Annotated in this window: 21 protein-coding genes; 13 read left to right on the top strand and 8 right to left on the bottom strand. The window is 70.1% G+C overall.

Annotated elements, in window-relative coordinates:
- Window positions 1–177: 177 nt before the first annotated feature.
- The gene (locus tag ABZ725_RS42330) at window positions 178–1,131 is read right to left on the bottom strand and encodes an aldehyde dehydrogenase family protein (RefSeq protein WP_358807688.1); all 954 of its coding nucleotides are present in this window, start codon (window positions 1,129–1,131) and stop codon (window positions 178–180) included.
- Window positions 1,132–1,455: 324 nt separating this feature from the next.
- On the opposite strand from ABZ725_RS42330, the gene ABZ725_RS42335 reads away from it, so the two are divergent.
- Both ABZ725_RS42335 and ABZ725_RS42340 read left to right on the top strand, forming a co-directional pair.
- The gene (locus ABZ725_RS42335) at window positions 1,456–1,977 is read left to right on the top strand and encodes a MarR family transcriptional regulator (protein ID WP_358807689.1); all 522 of its coding nucleotides are present in this window, start codon (window positions 1,456–1,458) and stop codon (window positions 1,975–1,977) included.
- A 388-nt stretch (window positions 1,978–2,365) separates the two neighbouring features.
- A complete protein-coding gene (locus tag ABZ725_RS42340) occupies window positions 2,366–3,436 on the top strand; it encodes an alkene reductase (protein WP_358807690.1) in 1,071 nt (356 codons plus the stop codon).
- A gap of 75 nt (window positions 3,437–3,511) precedes the next feature.
- Here ABZ725_RS42340 and ABZ725_RS42345 read toward each other — a convergent pair whose 3' ends face one another.
- Window positions 3,512–3,961, bottom strand: coding sequence for a MarR family winged helix-turn-helix transcriptional regulator (locus ABZ725_RS42345; protein WP_358807691.1), 450 nt, complete (start codon window positions 3,959–3,961; stop codon window positions 3,512–3,514).
- Between the two features lie 80 nt (window positions 3,962–4,041).
- Between ABZ725_RS42345 and ABZ725_RS42350 the strand changes: the two genes are divergently transcribed.
- Window positions 4,042–5,109, top strand: coding sequence for an ABC transporter permease (locus tag ABZ725_RS42350; protein WP_358807692.1), 1,068 nt, complete (start codon window positions 4,042–4,044; stop codon window positions 5,107–5,109).
- A gap of 131 nt (window positions 5,110–5,240) precedes the next feature.
- Here ABZ725_RS42350 and ABZ725_RS42355 read toward each other — a convergent pair whose 3' ends face one another.
- The 4 genes from ABZ725_RS42355 to ABZ725_RS42370 form a co-directional block, all read right to left on the bottom strand.
- The gene (locus ABZ725_RS42355; RefSeq protein WP_358807693.1) at window positions 5,241–6,056 is read right to left on the bottom strand and encodes an SDR family NAD(P)-dependent oxidoreductase; all 816 of its coding nucleotides are present in this window, start codon (window positions 6,054–6,056) and stop codon (window positions 5,241–5,243) included.
- Window positions 6,053–6,871 carry an NAD(P)-dependent oxidoreductase gene (locus ABZ725_RS42360; protein WP_358807694.1) on the bottom strand — a complete coding sequence of 273 codons (819 nt, stop codon included), beginning with the start codon at window positions 6,869–6,871 and terminating at the stop codon, window positions 6,053–6,055. The genes ABZ725_RS42355 and ABZ725_RS42360 overlap by 4 nt, the downstream gene beginning before the upstream one ends.
- 26 nt (window positions 6,872–6,897) lie before the next feature.
- Window positions 6,898–7,398 carry a nuclear transport factor 2 family protein gene (locus tag ABZ725_RS42365; RefSeq protein WP_358807695.1) on the bottom strand — a complete coding sequence of 167 codons (501 nt, stop codon included), beginning with the start codon at window positions 7,396–7,398 and terminating at the stop codon, window positions 6,898–6,900.
- 92 nt (window positions 7,399–7,490) lie between these two features.
- Entirely contained in the window at window positions 7,491–8,120 is a 630-nt protein-coding gene (locus ABZ725_RS42370; RefSeq protein ID WP_358807696.1) for an alcohol dehydrogenase catalytic domain-containing protein, read from the bottom strand.
- Between the two features lie 125 nt (window positions 8,121–8,245).
- On the opposite strand from ABZ725_RS42370, the gene ABZ725_RS42375 reads away from it, so the two are divergent.
- The 8 genes from ABZ725_RS42375 (at window position 8,246) to ABZ725_RS42410 (ending at window position 13,802) form a co-directional block, all read left to right on the top strand.
- Entirely contained in the window at window positions 8,246–8,866 is a 621-nt protein-coding gene (locus ABZ725_RS42375; protein ID WP_358807697.1) for a TetR/AcrR family transcriptional regulator, read from the top strand.
- Between the two features lie 178 nt (window positions 8,867–9,044).
- Window positions 9,045–9,971 (top strand): alpha/beta hydrolase, encoded by a 927-nt coding sequence (locus ABZ725_RS42380; RefSeq protein ID WP_358807698.1) that lies wholly within the window; start codon window positions 9,045–9,047, stop codon window positions 9,969–9,971.
- Between the two features lie 62 nt (window positions 9,972–10,033).
- Window positions 10,034–10,501 carry a cupin domain-containing protein gene (locus tag ABZ725_RS42385; protein WP_358807699.1) on the top strand — a complete coding sequence of 156 codons (468 nt, stop codon included), beginning with the start codon at window positions 10,034–10,036 and terminating at the stop codon, window positions 10,499–10,501.
- A 232-nt stretch (window positions 10,502–10,733) separates the two neighbouring features.
- The gene (locus ABZ725_RS42390; protein WP_358807700.1) at window positions 10,734–11,078 is read left to right on the top strand and encodes a tetratricopeptide repeat protein; all 345 of its coding nucleotides are present in this window, start codon (window positions 10,734–10,736) and stop codon (window positions 11,076–11,078) included.
- A gap of 169 nt (window positions 11,079–11,247) precedes the next feature.
- Entirely contained in the window at window positions 11,248–11,721 is a 474-nt protein-coding gene (locus ABZ725_RS42395; RefSeq protein ID WP_358807701.1) for an SRPBCC family protein, read from the top strand.
- A gap of 10 nt (window positions 11,722–11,731) precedes the next feature.
- Window positions 11,732–12,127, top strand: coding sequence for a nuclear transport factor 2 family protein (locus ABZ725_RS42400; protein ID WP_358807702.1), 396 nt, complete (start codon window positions 11,732–11,734; stop codon window positions 12,125–12,127).
- 259 nt (window positions 12,128–12,386) lie between these two features.
- Entirely contained in the window at window positions 12,387–13,070 is a 684-nt protein-coding gene (locus tag ABZ725_RS42405) for a GntR family transcriptional regulator (protein ID WP_358807703.1), read from the top strand.
- Window positions 13,071–13,142: 72 nt separating this feature from the next.
- The gene (locus tag ABZ725_RS42410; protein WP_358807704.1) at window positions 13,143–13,802 is read left to right on the top strand and encodes a TetR family transcriptional regulator; all 660 of its coding nucleotides are present in this window, start codon (window positions 13,143–13,145) and stop codon (window positions 13,800–13,802) included.
- A 12-nt stretch (window positions 13,803–13,814) separates the two neighbouring features.
- Here ABZ725_RS42410 and ABZ725_RS42415 read toward each other — a convergent pair whose 3' ends face one another.
- Together ABZ725_RS42415 and ABZ725_RS42420 are read right to left on the bottom strand one after the other, a co-directional pair.
- On the bottom strand, window positions 13,815–13,982 hold the full coding sequence (locus ABZ725_RS42415) for a hypothetical protein (RefSeq protein WP_358807705.1): 168 nt from the start codon (window positions 13,980–13,982) through the stop codon (window positions 13,815–13,817).
- Between the two features lie 66 nt (window positions 13,983–14,048).
- Window positions 14,049–14,957 (bottom strand): fumarylacetoacetate hydrolase family protein, encoded by a 909-nt coding sequence (locus tag ABZ725_RS42420; RefSeq protein ID WP_358807706.1) that lies wholly within the window; start codon window positions 14,955–14,957, stop codon window positions 14,049–14,051.
- Between the two features lie 142 nt (window positions 14,958–15,099).
- On the opposite strand from ABZ725_RS42420, the gene ABZ725_RS42425 reads away from it, so the two are divergent.
- Both ABZ725_RS42425 and ABZ725_RS42430 read left to right on the top strand, forming a co-directional pair.
- The gene (locus ABZ725_RS42425) at window positions 15,100–15,930 is read left to right on the top strand and encodes a GntR family transcriptional regulator (protein WP_358807707.1); all 831 of its coding nucleotides are present in this window, start codon (window positions 15,100–15,102) and stop codon (window positions 15,928–15,930) included.
- A 52-nt stretch (window positions 15,931–15,982) separates the two neighbouring features.
- A complete protein-coding gene (locus ABZ725_RS42430) occupies window positions 15,983–16,897 on the top strand; it encodes a VOC family protein (protein WP_358807708.1) in 915 nt (304 codons plus the stop codon).
- Window positions 16,898–16,967 lie beyond the last annotated feature (70 nt).

Here is a 16,967-nt window from a genome sequence, read left to right on the forward strand (position 1 = left end):
TCCAGGGAGCGGATGTAAGTGCCGGTGGCGATGTCCGACCCATTTACTTGGTCGGCCAATCGTTAGGTGTCAGCGTACGCCACAAGGCTTTTATTCCGCACCTCCGGACGATTCTTTTGCCGCCCCTCGATCGCTGGATCTCCGTCGCTGGATCTCCTCTCGCTGGACCTCGTCTCGTCAGACCTCCTCGGGCCGGATCTGCATCACGACGGCCTTCGGCTCGGTGAGGAACTCGCGGCTGAAGTTCCCGCCCTCCCGTCCGATGCCGGAGTCGCCGACTCCGCCGAAGGGCGCCCGCAGGTCGCGGATGAAGAAGCAGTTCACCCAGACCGTTCCGGCGCGCAGCGCGGCGGAGACCCGGTGGGCGCGGTGCAGGTTCTCGGTGAAGAGCATCGCGTTGAGCCCGTACCGGCTGTCGTTGGCCAGAGCGACTGCCTCCTCCTCAGTGTCGAACGGGATCACCACCACCAGCGGCCCGAAGATCTCCTCCCGGGCGTGCCGGGACTCCTGGCCGAGGCCGGTGACGACGGTCGGCCTGACCGTCCAGCCCTCGCCCGGTCCGCCGGTGACGAGGGCGCCGCCCTCGGCTTCCACGCTGTCGACGTATCCGCGCACCTTCTGGTGGTGCTCCTGGGAGGCCAGCGGGCCGATCTCGGTCGACGTCTGCTTCGGGTCGCCGATCAGCAGCGCTTCGGCCGCCGCCGTGAACCGCCGCAGGAACGCGTCGTGGACGGGACGCTGTACGTAGATCCGGGAACCGGCGAGGCAGACCTGTCCGGTGTTGGTGAAGATCGCCTTGATCGACCACTCCACGGCGGTGTCCAGATCGGCGTCTGCGAACACCACGTTCGCGCCCTTGCCGCCCAGCTCCAGGCTCACGGGGGTGAGGTTGCGGGCCCCGGCGGCCGCGATGATCCGGCCGGTGCCGGACTCGCCGGTGAAGGTGATGCGGTCCACGGCCGGGTTCTCGGTCAGCGCCTGGCCCGCGGAGCCGGGGCCGTATCCGTGGACGACGTTGAGGACGCCCGGCGGCATCCCGGCCTCCAGGGCCAGCCGCGCGAGGATCGTCGCGGAGGCCGGGGTGTCCTCGGCGGGCTTGACGCCGCGTGCCGGGTACACCTCGCCGCGCACGGCGCCGGTCCGGTGAAGACGCTGAGCCCCGAGGAGATCGCGGCGTGGCGTACGGCTGCTCCGCCGCTGCTGGACCGGTTGTGGGCGCATCTGCGGCGTACCGCCGCGACAGCGTGACTCCGCCCCCCCGTCTGTGACTTTCAGTGCTTGTTCCGAGGAAGGCGGCAGCATGGGAACGGCCGCGAGCGTGGACGGCGGCTGGACCGCGGGTTGCCGCTGAACCGCGGTTCTCTTGGCTGACCAATACAATGGTGGGTGAGACAGGTCCCCGGCCGGGCGCCAGTGCCGGGGACGTGGCCTATCCGCCAGGAGGAACAACAGTCAATGTCGCGCGAATCCCGATCGGCCGAGGAGCCGGAGAGCAACGTACCGGCCGTCGCCGATGCTCCGATGAGCGAGGCCCTCTTCCGTGCGGCCCGTGCGCACCGGCTCGTGGCCGGCACTCTGCTGCGTGACACCGGCCTCTACACGGGCCAGGAGCTGCTGATGATGCAGTTGTGGGAGCGCGGCGAGCAGCGCCAGTCGGACCTGATCAAGACGCTCGGCCTGGACCCGTCGACCGTCACCAAGATGCTGCAGCGCCTCGAACAGTCGGGCTTCGTCACCCGCAAGCCGTCCCCCGACGACCGCCGGGCCGTCGTCGTGAGTGCCACCCGTGCGGGCCGCGCGCTGCGGGACCGGGTCAGGCAGGCATGGCGCGAACTGGAGGCGGCCACCGCGGCCGGCTTCACCAAGGCGGAGTTCGAGCAGGCCATGCGGGTACTGACCCGGATCGAGGCGAACCTCACGACCCCGCCGCCCGCCCCCGACGCCGTCGACACCGCGAACCGCACGGCCGCCTCCTGACGTCGAGCCGGTGCGCTTGAGGCCGGCCCGTCCGGCCCGTGCCTCTCGCCAATCGCCCCGCCGCCAGGCGGAATGCCCGCCATCCGAGGCGGCGTGGGGGAGCGCCGCGGTGCCGATCGGTTCACGCCAGGCTTCCGCCCGTCGCCGGGCGCCCGACTGCACCGGCTGCACCGGCCTGCATGGTGCCGCGCCTCGGCGGCTGCGGCGCCTCTCGTCGTCTTCCACCGACCGCCTGGCCTGCGCCTGAGTCGCGTCGACGTCGGACCCGGTCCACGGCAGGGCACGGCACCGCACCTCACCGCACCCGAAACTGCACCCGAAATATTTACTTGGGCGACCAATGTATAGTCGAACGGGATTGATTGGTCGACCATATTTGGGAGCTTCCGTGACCACCTCATTCGAGCCGCTCAACCTTGTCGGCGCGACTCTGAGCAACCGCATCGTGATGTCGCCGATGACGCGCAGCCGTGCCTACGGCCCTGGTCAGGCGCCGACCGAGGCGACGGCCGTCTACTACGCCCAGCGGGCGTCGGCGGGCCTGATCATCTCCGAGGGCATCCAGCCCAGCGTGGTGGGACAGGGCTACCCCAACACCCCCGGTCTGCACAGCGCCGCGCAGGTGGAGGCCTGGAGTCGGGTGACCGACGCCGTGCACGAGCAGGGCGGTGTGATCTTCGCCCAGCTCATGCACACCGGCCGTATCGGACACCCGAGTCTGCTGCCCGACGGCGTGACCTCCGTGGCTCCCTCGGTGGTGGCCGCGGACACCAAGGTCTTCACCGCCGAGGGCCTGCGGCCCAGCGGTACCCCGAAGGAACTCGCGCCGGCCGAGATCGAGCAGACGATCGCCGACTTCGCCTCCGCCGCCCGCAACGCGATCGCCGCGGGCTTCGACGGGGTGGAGATCCATGGCGCCAACGGCTACCTGATCCAGCAGTTCCTCTCCGACAACGCCAACCTCCGTGACGACGGGTGGGGCGGCACCGTCCAGGGCCGTATCCGGTTCGGCGTGGAGGTGGCCAAAGCGGTGACCGACGCGATCGGATCCCACCGCGTCGGCTTCCGCATCTCGCCCGGAAACCCCTTCAACGACATCGTCGAGAGCGACCTGCCGGTCCTCTACGGCGAACTGCTGACGGCGCTCTCCCCGCTCGGCCTGGCCTACGTCCACCTCATGGAGGGCCCGGACCGCGAGCTGACCCTCCAACTGCGCAAGCAGTGGCAGGGCGCGTTCATCCTGAACCCGTTCACCGCCCGCCCGCACTTCACCGGCCCGGAAGCGCTGAGCCTGGTCGAGGACGGCATCGCTGACGCGGTGGCGTTCGGCGCCCTTTTCCTCGCCAACCCCGACCTGCCGGTCCGGCTCCAGCAGGGCGGCCCGTTCAACACGCCCGACCCCGCGACGTTCTACGGCGGAGACGAGCGCGGCTACACCGACTACCCGGCGCTCGGCTGATCCCACCAGGGGCCCACCCATTTCATGACGGAGTCGTCCGCGACGCGGACCCTTCACGGGCTGCTCGTGGACTGCTCATGGACTGCCGCCCTCCACGGCCGCGGGATTGAGCGACGCCAACAGTTTCAGCAGCAGTGAGTGAGCCTGCCCCTGTTCCGTCGGCGTCAGCACCTGCAGCGCTTCGGCGTGGGTGGCGTCCAGTGCTTTCGCGGCCTCGGCGGCGAGCCGCAGCCCGGTCTCGGTGGCGTGCAGTCGCTGGGTGCGCCTGTCGCCGGGGGTGGTCCGCCGTTCCAGGAGGCCCCGCTCCACCAGCCCGTTCACCGCGGTTCCCATGGACTGCGGGGTGATCGCCGCCCGGCGCGCCGCGGTCGCGCTGGAGACCCCCGGTTCGCGGATGGCCTGCGTCAGGGCGCTGTTCTGGGCGAGCGTCAGCTGGAACGGGCGCAGGGTGCGCTCGATCCGAGCCGCCATGATCTGGCCGATCTGCCAGGCCACATAGCCGGTGCGCCGTTCGGGGTGGTTCACGGAGTGGACCTCTTTTGTAAGGCAGCTGATTGTGATGTACAAATATTATCAGTTGCCTTCTAATCGAGGAACCTTTTCCGATGTCCCAGCAAGTCGTCACCCGAGCCACTCGCCGTCCCCACAAGCACGCCCTGGACGTGGCCCATCCGCCGCCCGGCCCCGGAAACCTGCGTGCCGTCCTGCTCCCCGTAGCTGTCGTGCTGCTGATCGGCACCGTGTTCGTCAGCGTCTATCTCGCCGCCTTCCACGCGCCACACCCGCACCAGCTCCGCGTCGGCACGACGGAGATCGGCACGGCGCAGGCCCATCTGAGTCAGGACCTCGAACGCATCGCCCCGGGCGGCTTCGCCGTGGAGACCTACCCCGACGCGTCCGCCGCCCGGGACGCCGTCCAGGACAGGACCGTGTACGCGGCCTACCTCGGCGACGGCAAGCTGCTCTACGGCAGCGCCAACGGAGCCGCCGTCACCGCGACCGTGACCACCGCCTTCGGCTCCGTGGCGCACGCGGAGCACCATGAACTCGCGGTCGAGGACGTGGCACCGGCAGCGGCGGGGGACACCCGAGGGCTCTCCGTCTTCTACGCGGCCTTCGGCCTGGTCCTGGCCGGATACCTCTTCGGCATGACGACCTACCAACTGGCGCCCCGGCTCCAGTACCGCTGGCGGATGGCCAGCCTGGCCCTGTTCGGAGCCGTCGGCGGCCTCCTGGTCGCCCTCATCGCCGGCAGCACCGGCTTCGGCGCCCTGCCGGGCCCCTTCCTGCCCCTCGTCGTCGTGATCTCGCTGATGGGCGCCGCGGTCGGCGCCACGACCATGGTGCTGCTACGGCTGTTCGGCCCGGCCGGCGTCAGTCTCGTCTCGATCCTCCTGCTGATCCTCGGAAACAGCAGCAGTGGCGGGATCATGCCGGCGGCCTACCTTCCGGCCTGGCTGCGCCCGCTGTCCGAGATCCTGCCCGTCGGGGTGGGCGTCCGGGCGATGCAGGGCCTGTCCCGGTTCCAGGACGACGGTCTGACCCGCGCCCTGGTGATCCTTCCGCTGTGGGTGCTCGGCGCCGCCCTGGTGCTCTACCTGAAGGACGTGTTCCGGCGCGAGGCTCCGACCGTCGCGCGGGACCAGCACGAGCCGCAGCCTGCGGCAGGCTGACCCGGCACGGCGGGCGCGCGCCCAGAGGCCGGCCCGGCAACGTCTCGTGGCACATGGGCGGCGGGGCGGAGCGGCGAAGGCTCGGACGTGACGCCGCCGCGGAGGCCGGTGGGACCGCTTCTTCAGATCCGTCAGCGCTCGACGCCCGCCTTCTTGCCCGCGGACGCGCCCCGGCTCATCGCGAGCACGGCGTCGCGGCGGCTCAGCGCGCCGAACGGCGAACCGCCGGTCGGGTTCGCGCTGCCGTGGATCCAGGTGGGGCCGTCGCCGAGGTGGGTGAGCGCCTGTTCCGCGACGTCGTAGGGGTCGGCGAGTTCGCCGCCGTACGACTCGCCGCCCGCGTCCCGCATCCGGCGGTGGGAAGGGGTGTCGGTCCTGCCGAGCACGAGCCCGAGGACGTCGACGCCGCTGCCCCGCCACTCCGCCCACAGGCTCTCCGCGAGGATGAGATCGAACGCCTTGGTGGCGCCGTAGGCGGCGAGCGTGGCACCGCCGGCCCAGGCCGCGCCCGAGGTCACCAGCACCACGGCGCCTCGCCCCCGCGCCACCATCGGGGCGCCGAAACGGTAGGCCGCCTCCAGCACCGCGGTGCAGTTGCGGTGGACCAGTTCCAGGTGGGCGTCGAGGTCCTTGTCGAGGAACGCCACGCTGTGGTTGTCGGCACCGGCGTTGTACACGAGGAGCCCCACCTCCAGGTCCGAGGTGACGCGTTCGAGTTCCGCCAGGGCGCCCGCGGCGCTGAGGTCGAGCGCGACCGTTCGGACCTCGACGCCGTATCGGGCCCGTATGTCGTCCGCGGCCGCCTCCAGTACGGGGACCCGACGGGCCACCAGCACGACGTTGATGCCCCGGGAGGCCGTCCCGTGCGCGAACGCGACACCGACTCCGTCGGACCCGCCCGCGACGATGCCCCAGGGGCCGTATGCGCTCATCACCGTTGCCGTCACCTTTCGAGCACCTTCGTCTCGACCGCGTCCGACGACAGGACCGCCCCGATGATCCCGAGGTCCGCTCCCGCGCTCCGCGCTGCCTCGCGCACCACGGTGACGTCCTTCAGCATCAGGTCCGCCAGCCGCTCCGCCACCGCCCCGACCGAACCACCACGGGCGACGATGCCGAGGGCGCGGCTGGCGCCGCTGCCGTGCTGCACGGCATCGAGGATCGTCTTCTCCTCGATCCCCAGCTCGCCGGCCAGGCGCACCGCGTCGACGGCGAGGCCCACCTGTGCGACGAACAGCGCGTTGTTCACCAGCTTGACCCGCTGCCCGTTGCCGGGCGGGCCGACCCGGATGACCGGCGAGGCGTACGTCGCCAGCAGCGGACGTACGTCGTCCAGAACGGTCTCGTCCGCGCCGACCCACAGCGTGAGCCTGCCCTCGGCGATGTCCTGCGGGCCGCCGGAGAGCGCGGCGTCGAGCACCCTGATCCCGCGGTCCGCTCCCGCCTCGACGAGCAGTCGGGCGGTCGCCGGATCGGAGGTGGTGTGCTGGACGAGCGTCGCCCCCGGCTTCATCGCCGCGACGACACCGTCCGGCCCCAGGCACACCGATCGCACCTGCTCGTCCGTCAGGACGACGACGAACACGGCGTCGGCGGTCCGGACGGTCTCGGCCACTGTCCCGGCCCAGGTCAGCCCGTCGGCCTCGGCGGCCGCGTGGTCCTGCGGACGGCGTACGAGGACAGTGACGTCGTGACCCGCGGCCATGAGACGGTCGATTATCGGCCGACCCATGCGGCCCGCCCCGATGAATCCGATCCTCACTTCTCCTCCAGTCGGCGCAATGGACGTCAACCGCCCGCCGGCGGCGTCAGTATCGCGCGGGGTGCGGGGGTGCCGTCGAGGTTGGCGTTGACCCGCTCGGCGATGCGCCAGCCGCGCGCGGTGCGCACCCAGCGCCAGGTGTTCGCGGAGACCTGGAAGACCCAGAAGCGGCCGACGCCGGCGTCCCAGCGCAGGTGCAGCGCGTGGCTGCGGCCGGTCGCCCGGTCGCCGTCGACGACGATGTGCGGCACGGTCAGGACGTGGCCGCAACCGTTGTCGATCACGCTCTGGTGGCCTGCGCCGTGGACCATGCCGACGATGTCGTCCCGGCCCTCCATCCGCAGGTGGGGGATGGCGTCGAAGACGCCGTCCTCGGTCCAGAGCGCCGCCGCGGCCTCGCCTGAGCCGCTGTCGACGGCGGGCCCGTACTGGGCGACGAGCTGCATGATGTCGACCTGGTCCTGAAGGGTGTGAACCTGTGCCGCCAGCTTCTCGACGGTGGCGCGCAGCTCGTCGATCTCAGTCATATGAGCCCTCTCTGCAGTCTGCTCGGGAAGCCTGCTCCGCGGTCTGCCCATGGCAGGTCTGCCCGTTGCAGGTCCGGTCAGGGCAGGTCCGTTCAGGGCACGACGATGATGCGGGCCGGCTCGCCCGCGTCCCGTGCGGAGTCGAGCGCGTCGGGTACCTCATCGAGCCCGACGGTTCTGCCGAGCATCGGCCCGACGTCGAGGCCGCCTCGCACCGCAGCCCATGACCAGCGCCACCTCCTTGGTCGTGACCTGGGCCCGTGACGCGGTCGACCAGCCCACCGAGATCGCGTCGGCGACGCAGACGACCTCGCTGGGGAGTCGGAGACCACGACCCGGGTGATGGCCTCGGTCAACAGGAGGTACTCGCCGAATCCGCCGGGGGACTCCGGGTTCTGCCCGATGATCCTGCGGCCGGCGGCGGTGGACGGCACCGGCAACGAACTCACCCGGGCGCCGACGGGAATCCGCCGCTCGGTGCGGGGGCCGTGGTCGACCACCTCGGCGCAGTACTCGTGTCCCATGACGATGTCGACGTCCTGGTCGTACGTCGACATCCCGCTGTCGTCGTCGGCCCCCGCCTCCGGATGATCCATGAAGTGGAGGTCCGACGCACAGATCCCGCAGGCCGGCGATCGGACGAGGAGTTGGCCCGGGCCGGGTACCGGATCGTCGAGGGTCCGCGCCTCGACCGTCCCGCCTCGCAGTACGGCAGCCCGCATCAGGTTCTCCTCTTCGTGAACCCATGACTCGTCTCTGTCACGGGACTGTAGCGACGCCTCACGATTTATAGAAGACCGTCTCCTATAAATAAGGGATCGGGGCCCTGGTCACTACGATGACCGGCATGACCGAGTCTCGCCGTCGCCAGGGACGTCCACGTGACACGAGCATCGACGAACGGGCTCTCGCGGCGACGCGTGAACTGCTCGTCAGGCGCGGCTTCGACGCGACGACGATCCAGGCCGTCGCGGAGCACTCCGGCGTGCACGCCTCCGCCATCTACCGTCGCTGGCCGTCACGGATCGAGCTGATCGAGGAGGCTACGTTCCCCGGGCTCAGCCCACTGAGCGTCCAGCCGACGGGAGATCTCCGTCGCGATGTCCGCCGATTCGTCCGTGCTTACCTGGCGGCCTTCAACGCGCCTGCGGCACGGGCGGCCGCGGCCGGCCTACTCGCGCACCACCAGGCGTCGATGCGCCCCCGACCGCCGGAGATGTACGTGCGCGTGTCGGCACGGCCGCAGTTCCGGGAGATCCTGCGCGCCGCATCGCCCGGGAGCGTCGACCCCGCCGTGGACCCGGACGACGTCTTCGACATGCTCCTCGGCGCCGTCCTGACCCGCACCCTCCTCTTCGCCGTCACGACGCGACAACGCCCCCTGGAGCGCACCGTCGACATGGTTCTCCGGATGCTGCGCCCCCTGGACAGCGGCGAGGCCGTCGATTCGGGCGATTCGGGCGCGTGACCGGAGCGATGCCGGCCGGCGGTCCCGGGTGATGTTCTCGACCCCGGACGAGCCTGGTCGCCATTGTGTTGGCCGGCAAAGTTAGCTGCCTGTGGGGAATAGATGCAGGATCCCGTACGCTGACGACGTAAAGCTTGGTCGGCCAAATAATCGCTTATCCTGGTGAGGACGAGAAGAGATGACGAACACCACCACTCCGCAGATCCCGGCCCGGGCCGCGGCCCCGAACGGGCCGGCCTTCGCGGACGATCTTCCCGAGGGCTTCACCCAGGTCGTCCGAGAAGTCAACGGCACGCTGATACACGGCGTCGTGGGCGGTTCGGGCGAGCCCCTCGTGCTGCTGCACGGCTGGCCGCAGACCTGGCGCGAGTGGCGGTACATGCTGCGCCCCCTCGCCGACCTGGGATACACCGTCGTGGCTCCCGACCTGCGGGGTACGGGTGGCTCGGCGGTCACGGAGGCCGGCTACGACAAGGAGAACCAGGCACGCGACGTGCACGAGCTGCTCCAGGTCCTGGGACTGACCGGCCCGGTCCGCATGGTCGGGCACGACATCGGCGGCATGGTCGCCTTCTCCTACGCCCGCCTGTACCCCGAACAGGTCCACAAGCTGGCCCTGGTGGATCTGGCCGTCCCCGGTTACGGCCTGGAGGAGATCATGGACCCGGTGTCGGGCGGCCTCTTCCACTTCGGTCTCTTCATGGCCCCCGAGGCGCCGGAACTGCTGTTCCGGGGCAATGAGAAGGCCTTCCTGACCTGGTGGTTCGCGAAGATGGCCGCCAACTCCGCAGCCTTCCCGCCCGAGGAGATCGACACCATCGCCGCGTCCCTGAGCGGGCCGGACGCCCTGCGCGGCGGCTTCGAGCACTACCGGACCATGCTCCGGGACGGGCGGGACAACCGGGCCTGGGGCGAGGCGGGCGGCGTCCTGACGATGCCCGTCCTGGCCGTCGGCGCCGAGCACAGCGTCGGGAGCTATCTGGCGCGGACCCTGAAGCCCGTCGTGCCCGGTGTGGAGGAAGCGGTGATCGCCGGCAGCGGTCACTACATCCCCGACGAGCACCCCGAAGCCCTTCTCGCCCTGCTCGCCCCGTTCTTGGCATAGCCGAACGTGTCGGTCGGTCCATCACCCACTTCACCCCGTACGAGACAGTAAGGATTCGGATCATGTCCATGGCTTTCCTGGCCCAGCCCGAACAGCAGCAGACCCTCGAATGGCTGGACGGCGGCACGTTCTCCGTCCTCCTCGACAGCAAGGCGACGGAAGGCCAACTCACCGTGGGAAGGTTCGACGTGGCCAAGGGCGAGGCGCCGCCGTTCCACATGCACACCCGCGAGGACGAGATCTTCATGCTCATCAAGGGCGAGGCGCTGCTCTGGCTCGGCGACGAGCAGATGGAGCTGTCCGAGGGCGGCATCGTCTACCTGCCCAGGAACATCCCGCACGGCTACCGCATCACCTCCGACACCGCCGACCTCCTCATGATCACCACCCCCGGCGGCATAGAGGGCATGTTCCAGCAGGCCGGCCGTGACGTCGCCACCCCCCGGCCCAAGGACTTCGCCATCACGCCCGAGAGACTGGCCGAAGCGGCGGAGAAGTACGGACAGATCCTCCTCGGCCCGCCGCGGTGACCCGCCACCACGCCACAGCAACCACACGCGCCGACGTCCCAGGTCGTCGACGGGGGCGCCGGCCCGGACTCGTAGGGCGTCCATGGCCGGGCCGAGTCCCATGCCACGCTCGGTGAGCCGGTAGGTGACGGCGACCAGCGGGCCGGGGGAGACCTCGCGCTCGACCAAGTAACCAGAGCATCTGCCGGGGCCCGGGGCCCCGGTTCCCGTCGGTCGAGAAGGAGAACAGGACATGGAGCGGAACCTGGACGGGGCGGACGGCGCCGCATCGTCGGCCGCCGAGGACTGGGAGCGGGCGAAGCTGCTCTTCGACGCCCGTGACTACATCGCGGCCGCCCGCATTCTGGGCGGCCTGGTCGAGGAGCACCCCGAGCAGAACGGCCCCCGGCTGCTGCTCGCCCGCGCCTACTACCACTCGGCGGCCCTGCGCCGGGCCGAGTCCGAACTCCGAGTGCTGCTCGAACACGACGCGGGTGACGCGTATGGGCACCTGCTTCTCGGCCGCACGCTGGAGCGCCTGGGGCGCCCGGAAGAGGCCACGCCCCATCTGAAGCTGGCGAAGATCCTCGGCATGTGAGTGCGTCGTATAACTGCATACATTTTCACGCTCACCATCGGAGCTGACCACGGAAGAAATCGTCCTCCTTCTTCACTGCGGAACCAAGAGTGTGCACACTTTGAGGTGCGGGCCCTCGGTGGCGCTTCACCGAATCGGCCGGCGGAGTTCAATTCCGTGGAGGGACACCATGATCGAAGTGAGCCGCACTCTTTCTGTGAACGACGGCACGGAGCCGGTGCTCCAGGTGGACGACGTCTGGGCAGGCCTGTTGGACAAGGCCGCGAACCCGCTGGCGTACGTCGCCGGCATGAGCAAGTGCACCGTGACCGAGCGGTTCGACGGCGGCCTGGTGCGCGAGGTCGTACATGCCGGGCAGCCGGTGCGCGAGGTCGTCACGTTCTACCCCAAGCAGCGTGTGCACTTCGTGCGGACACACGGCACGGCCAGGGGCACGATCGACAACGAGATCGGCCTCGGCGACACCGGCGAGCTGACCCTCGCCTTCTCCTTCCGCATCGTCCTCGACGGAGTGGAGCCGGGCAGTGCCGCGGAGAAGGAGTTCGCCAGGCATATGGAGGCCGACTACCTCGACGCGGTGCGGACGACGCTCGCGGCCGTACGGGACCGGGTCGCCGGCGCCACCACCGGAATCTCGGCCTGAGGAGCCTGCCGTGCAGACAGAGTTCGCCGCCAAGGTGTTCACGCTGGTCGACGCGACCGACGCGACCGACGCGACCGACGCGACCGACGCGACCGACGCGGCCGGCTTCAGCCGACTGTTCGCCGCGCAGGGACGCATGCGCTTCGGGAACAACGAGCCGATGACCGGCCCCGAGGAAATAGAGGCCGGAGTCGGTGGCTTCTTCGGCACCATCAAGGGGCTGCGCCACACGGTCGTCCGTGAGTGGCACAGCGGTGCCGACAGCATCATCGAGGAGATCGTCGACTACTACCGCTTGGCCGGAGACACCGTCACCATCCCGGCCGTCACCATCTGGCACGTCGACGAGACCGGCCTCATCGACGACTTCCGTGTCTACTTCGACCTCGCTCCGCTCTTCGCCTGACTTCTCGGCGTAACGGAAGGTGGATACAGTCTCAGAACCGCCCGGGCCCGGGCGATGGCCTGTCGGCGGGTCATGGCCCGGTCCGGGCCTTTTCACGCCCTTATTGGATACACCTCTTGGGTACACTCCCGGCGTGAGCAGGAATACGAGCGAATCGAGCGAATCGTCGGAAGAGCGGGAACCGGGCGGCTCCGTGAGCGTGGTCGACGGCGCTCCCACGCCTGGCGCGAGTCCCGCGGCGGCCACCGGCGGACGTCGAATGGCTCTCGACGTGCACGGCCGGCTTCGGGCGATGATCCTCAGCGGTGAACTGCCGCCGGGCTCGGCACTGCTCCAGGCGGAGATGGCCCGCAAACTGGGCGTCAGCCGCACTCCGATGCGCGAGGCCTTCCGGCTTCTCCAGGAGGAAGGCCTCATCGACGCCCGGCCCGACCAGCGGGCTCGCGTACGCGCGGTGGACCCCGAGGACCTGGACGGGGTGTACGGGGCCCGCATCATGCTGGAGACCCTGGCCGTGACCACGACGGCGAAGACGCTCACCGGCGAGGACCTCGATCGCATGAGCGAACTGCTGGAGCGTATGAAGGACCTCGCCGACGAGGAGAAGCCGGACGAGTGGTACGCCGCGCACCGCGAGTTCCACGGTGTGGCCACCCAGGCGGTCGGGGCGCAGCTGCGGCGCACGCTCTCCTCGCACGCCGAGCACAGCGAGCGCTACATCCGTTTCGCCCAGCTGGGCGTACCGGGGTCCCGCGCGCGGGCGCACAAGGAGCACGAGGCGCTGCTGGCGGCACTGAGGGCGGGCGACGAGGGCGCGGCCGCCAGGGTGATCGCCGGTCACCTGGCGCGCACCGCGCTGAGCGTGCTGGCCGATGTCGCCCCGGAATACGAGCCCGTCACCACGCGCTCGGCCCTCAAGATCGCCGGCGGCGGACAGGCCTGACACTCCGCCTCGTAGCAGCGGTACCTCCTCGCCGTAGCATCGGAACGAGCGAGTGAGGAAAGGGGCTGGAGAGTGTCCGCCGCCGATGTCACAGAACAAGTGCCGCAGCCGACGGCTTCCGGCCGAGGCAGGCCCCGCAAGCACGGGACCGAGGCCGACTGTCCGCGCAAGGGCGAGCGCACCCGGCAGCGCATTCTGGAGGCGGCCCGGCGCAAGTTCGCCGAAGTCGGCTACGAGCGCGCCACGATCCGGGCCATCGCGGCCGAGGCCGAGGTCGACAAGTCCTCTGTCATCCAGTACTTCGGCAGCAAGGACAGCCTGTTCCGCGAGGCCGTCCGCTGGGACATCCCGGTCGCCGAGCTGACCACCGACGACCCTGCCGAGACCGTCGAGAACCTCGTACGCGGCATGCTCGGCGCCTGGGCCGCGGATCCGGACAGTCCCATGGCCGTACTGGTGCGCGCCAGCATGACCAGCGAGGAAGCCGCCGAACTCCTGCGCGGCCACATCACCGCCCAGGCCGTCGAGCCGGTGGCCGCCATGGTCGACAGCCCCGACGCCCGGCTGCGGGCGGCGTTGTGCGGCGCGATGATGATGGGCGTCGCCAGCCAGCGCTATCTGCTGCGCATGCCGGACCTGGCCGCGGCGGACACCGAGGACATCCTGCGCCTGGTGGTGCCGGTGCTCCGCGGCCTCATCGACCCCGAGGACTCGGAGAAGACCGGCGACTGAAGCGCCTGGCTCTCAGCCGTCTCTCGGCGATTTCCGGGGGGTGTCGAACACGGCCTGTTCCAGCACGTCCGGCGGGCCGAAGCGGCGGAAGACCATGGCCCGCATGGACTCGGGCACCGGCACCGGCAGTGGCTGTGGCTCGGGCCAGGCCACCGCCGTGGGGGCGAGCGTGTCGTTCATGACGTCACCACCGCACGGGCCGGGCTGCTGTTCATGACCTCGCCGCCGTACGCATCCGTGCGCTGTTCATGACGGCACCGCCGTGGCCACCACCGTGTTGTGCAGGCGGCCGATCCGTTCGATCTCCACGACGACCTCGTCCCCGGCGGCGAGGAACTCACCGCGCGGGATCCCGCATCCCGCCGGTGTGCCGGTGAGGATGACGTCTCCGGCTTCGAGCCGGGTGAGGCGGCTCGCGGCGGCGACCACCTCCCGTACGGGCACCATCATCTGCGCGGTGGAGGAGTCCTGCTTCACCACGTCGTTCACACTGAGCCGGATCCGCAGGTTCTGCGGGTCGGGCACCTGCCAGCTGGGCACGAGACCCGGGCCGAGCGGGCAGAAACCGTCCTGCCCCTTGTGCCCCAGCCAGTCGAAGGTGAAGGGCTCGGCGACGGGCAGCGCGGACTTGAGCCGGTCCCGGGCGGAGATGTCGTTGGCCACGAGATAGCCGGCCACGTGGTCGGGCGCCTGGTCGGCGGAGAGATTGCGGCCCGGCCTGCCGATGACGACGGCGAGTTCGGCCTCCCAGTCCACACGCGCGCCGGAGTAGGCGGGCAGCGGCACAGGATCGCCCGGTCCTGTCACCGTCGTCGTCGGGGGCTTGAGGAAGAAGAACGGCTCGCCCAGTGCATCGGGGCGCTCGATGCCCATCTCGGCGATGTGGTCCCAGTAGTTGGCACCGGCGCACAGCACCTTGCCCGGGTATGTCAGGGGAGGGGCGAGCCGGGCATCGGTGATGGTCGCGGACGCGCACGGCGTCCAGTTGCGCAGCCCGGGCGCTATGGCGTCCCAGCGGCGCAGTACCTCCAGGAGCGTCAGACCGCCCGTCTCGGGGGGCCCTTCGACCACGTTTCCGTCGATCAGGACACCGACGGCGGTCTTCTCGGAGTCTCCGGCGCGGTACTGCACCAACGACCAGTCAGCTGACTGCATGGCTCTCCTCCAACGGGCGGCTCTGTGGGACTGCGTGAACGGCAGCAGGACCATAGTGCATACACATTATGCCGGGAAGGGTAAGCTGCGGGAGGTGTGGTGACCAGGCCCCGGGGAGCCGGATGCGGTGGAGAGGCGGTCGGTGCGGGTGACCCAGATGAACGCGGCGGATGCGACGGAGGGTCTGCTCGGTCTGTTCGGCGGTCTGCCGCGGCCGGTGATCTCCCATCCCCGGCGCACCAGCGTCGAGATCCACGACTGCCTGAGACGGCTGATCCTGGACGGTCTCCTGCCGCCCGGCACGGAGCTGAAACAGGCCGAGCTGGCGCGGGTCTTCGACGTCAGCCGCACCCCGCTGCGCGAGGCGTTCCGGATGCTCCAGGAAGAGGGGCTGATCGACGCCGACATCAACCACCGGGGCCGGGTCACGGGCCTGGACGTGGCCGATCTGGACTGCCTCTACGCCGCGCGGATCTCCCTGGAGGCCATGGGCGTACGGATCACCGCCGGGCGCCTGACCCGGCGGGAGGCGCAGGAGACCTCGGCGCACCTGCATGACATGGACCGCGCCGAGGAGACGGGCGACGCCATGGCGTGGCACGAGGCGCACCGGGCCTTCCACCGCATGCTCGTGTGCCGCTGCACTCCCACGGTCCTGCGCACGATCACGTCGTACGCCGAGCGCAGCGAGCGCTATCTGCGCACGCTGCAGGACCGCCATCCCGGGGTGTTCCCGCAGCGCCGGCAGGAGCATTACGACCTGTTCGCGGCCGTCATGGCGGGCGCCCCGGACCAGGCCGTGCAGCTGATCACCAGACATCTTGCGCGCACCGCCCGCCGGGTGATCGACGACCTCGCCCCGGGCCGTGCGGCCCTCGATGTGGGCCAGGCGACCGTCATGGTCTGCGGTGAGGATCTCGGAACGGCAGCCGTGGAGAGCTGGACTCCTGCCCCAAAAGGTGTACACACTTAGAAGTGGTGCGAGCCGCCGGGACGTGGCGCACCGGAACTGTGAGGAGATTGCCATGCTGCGTGTCAAAGGCCTGCTGCGCTACGGACTCCAGGTCCCCTCCCTGGATACGGGCCAGAGCTTCTACGACACCTTCGGGCTGCGGACGGCCGAGCGGGACAACGCTCTCGTGGTCCGCTGCGACGGCCGGGAGCAGGACCAGGCGGTCCTGCTGGAGGGGCCGGTCAAGCGACTGCACCATGTGGCGTTCGCCGTGGAGCCGGACTCGCTGCCCGAGTGGCAGCGCCATCTGGAGGGCCTCGGCGCGCGGCTGCTCGACGCACCCGCCCAGCTCCCCGGCGGACTGTGGTTCCGTGACCACGAGGGCAACCTGCTGAACCTGCGCGACGAACAGCCCGGCGTCTGGCGTGACTTCGGCACCAGGGACGCCCGCGAGGTCAACTTCGGCGACCGCATCCGCCGCGTCGACCAGGCGCGCTGGCTCGCCGCCGACGAGAAGCCCCGCCCCCGGCGCCTGGGCCACATGCTGATCTTCAGCACGGACCTGGACGCGTCCGAGGCCTACTACTCCCGCACCCTGGGCCTGCGCCTGTCGGACCGCATCCGGGGCAAGGCGACCTTCATGAACTCCGGGCCCGGCGACCACCACGTCTTCGGCTTCCTGCCGGCCACCCACCCCGGCCTGCACCACTCCTCCTGGGAGGTCGCCGACATCGACCAGATCGCGATGGGTGCGCGGACCATGGCAGCCGCCGGTCACAGCCACGGCTGGGGACTCGGCCGGCACACGCTCGGCTCCAACTTCTTCCACTACATCCAGGACCCGTGGGGCAGCTGGATCGAGTACTCCAGCGACATGGACTGCATCACGGACAGCTGGAAGGCGGGGGACTGGGACTGCCCGCCGGCCGTCTGGAGCCCGGAGATCCCGGCCGACTTCATCGTCAACCAGGAGGAGAAGGCCTCCTGAGTTCCTGATCGGGTGGGGGCGTGCGGAATAAATCTCAACGCTTGTATATTTTTTTGAGTGCCGCTTCCGG

The sequence above is a fragment of the Streptomyces sp. NPDC006872 genome, from assembly GCF_040635845.1.
Lineage (GTDB): Bacteria > Actinomycetota > Actinomycetes > Streptomycetales > Streptomycetaceae > Streptomyces.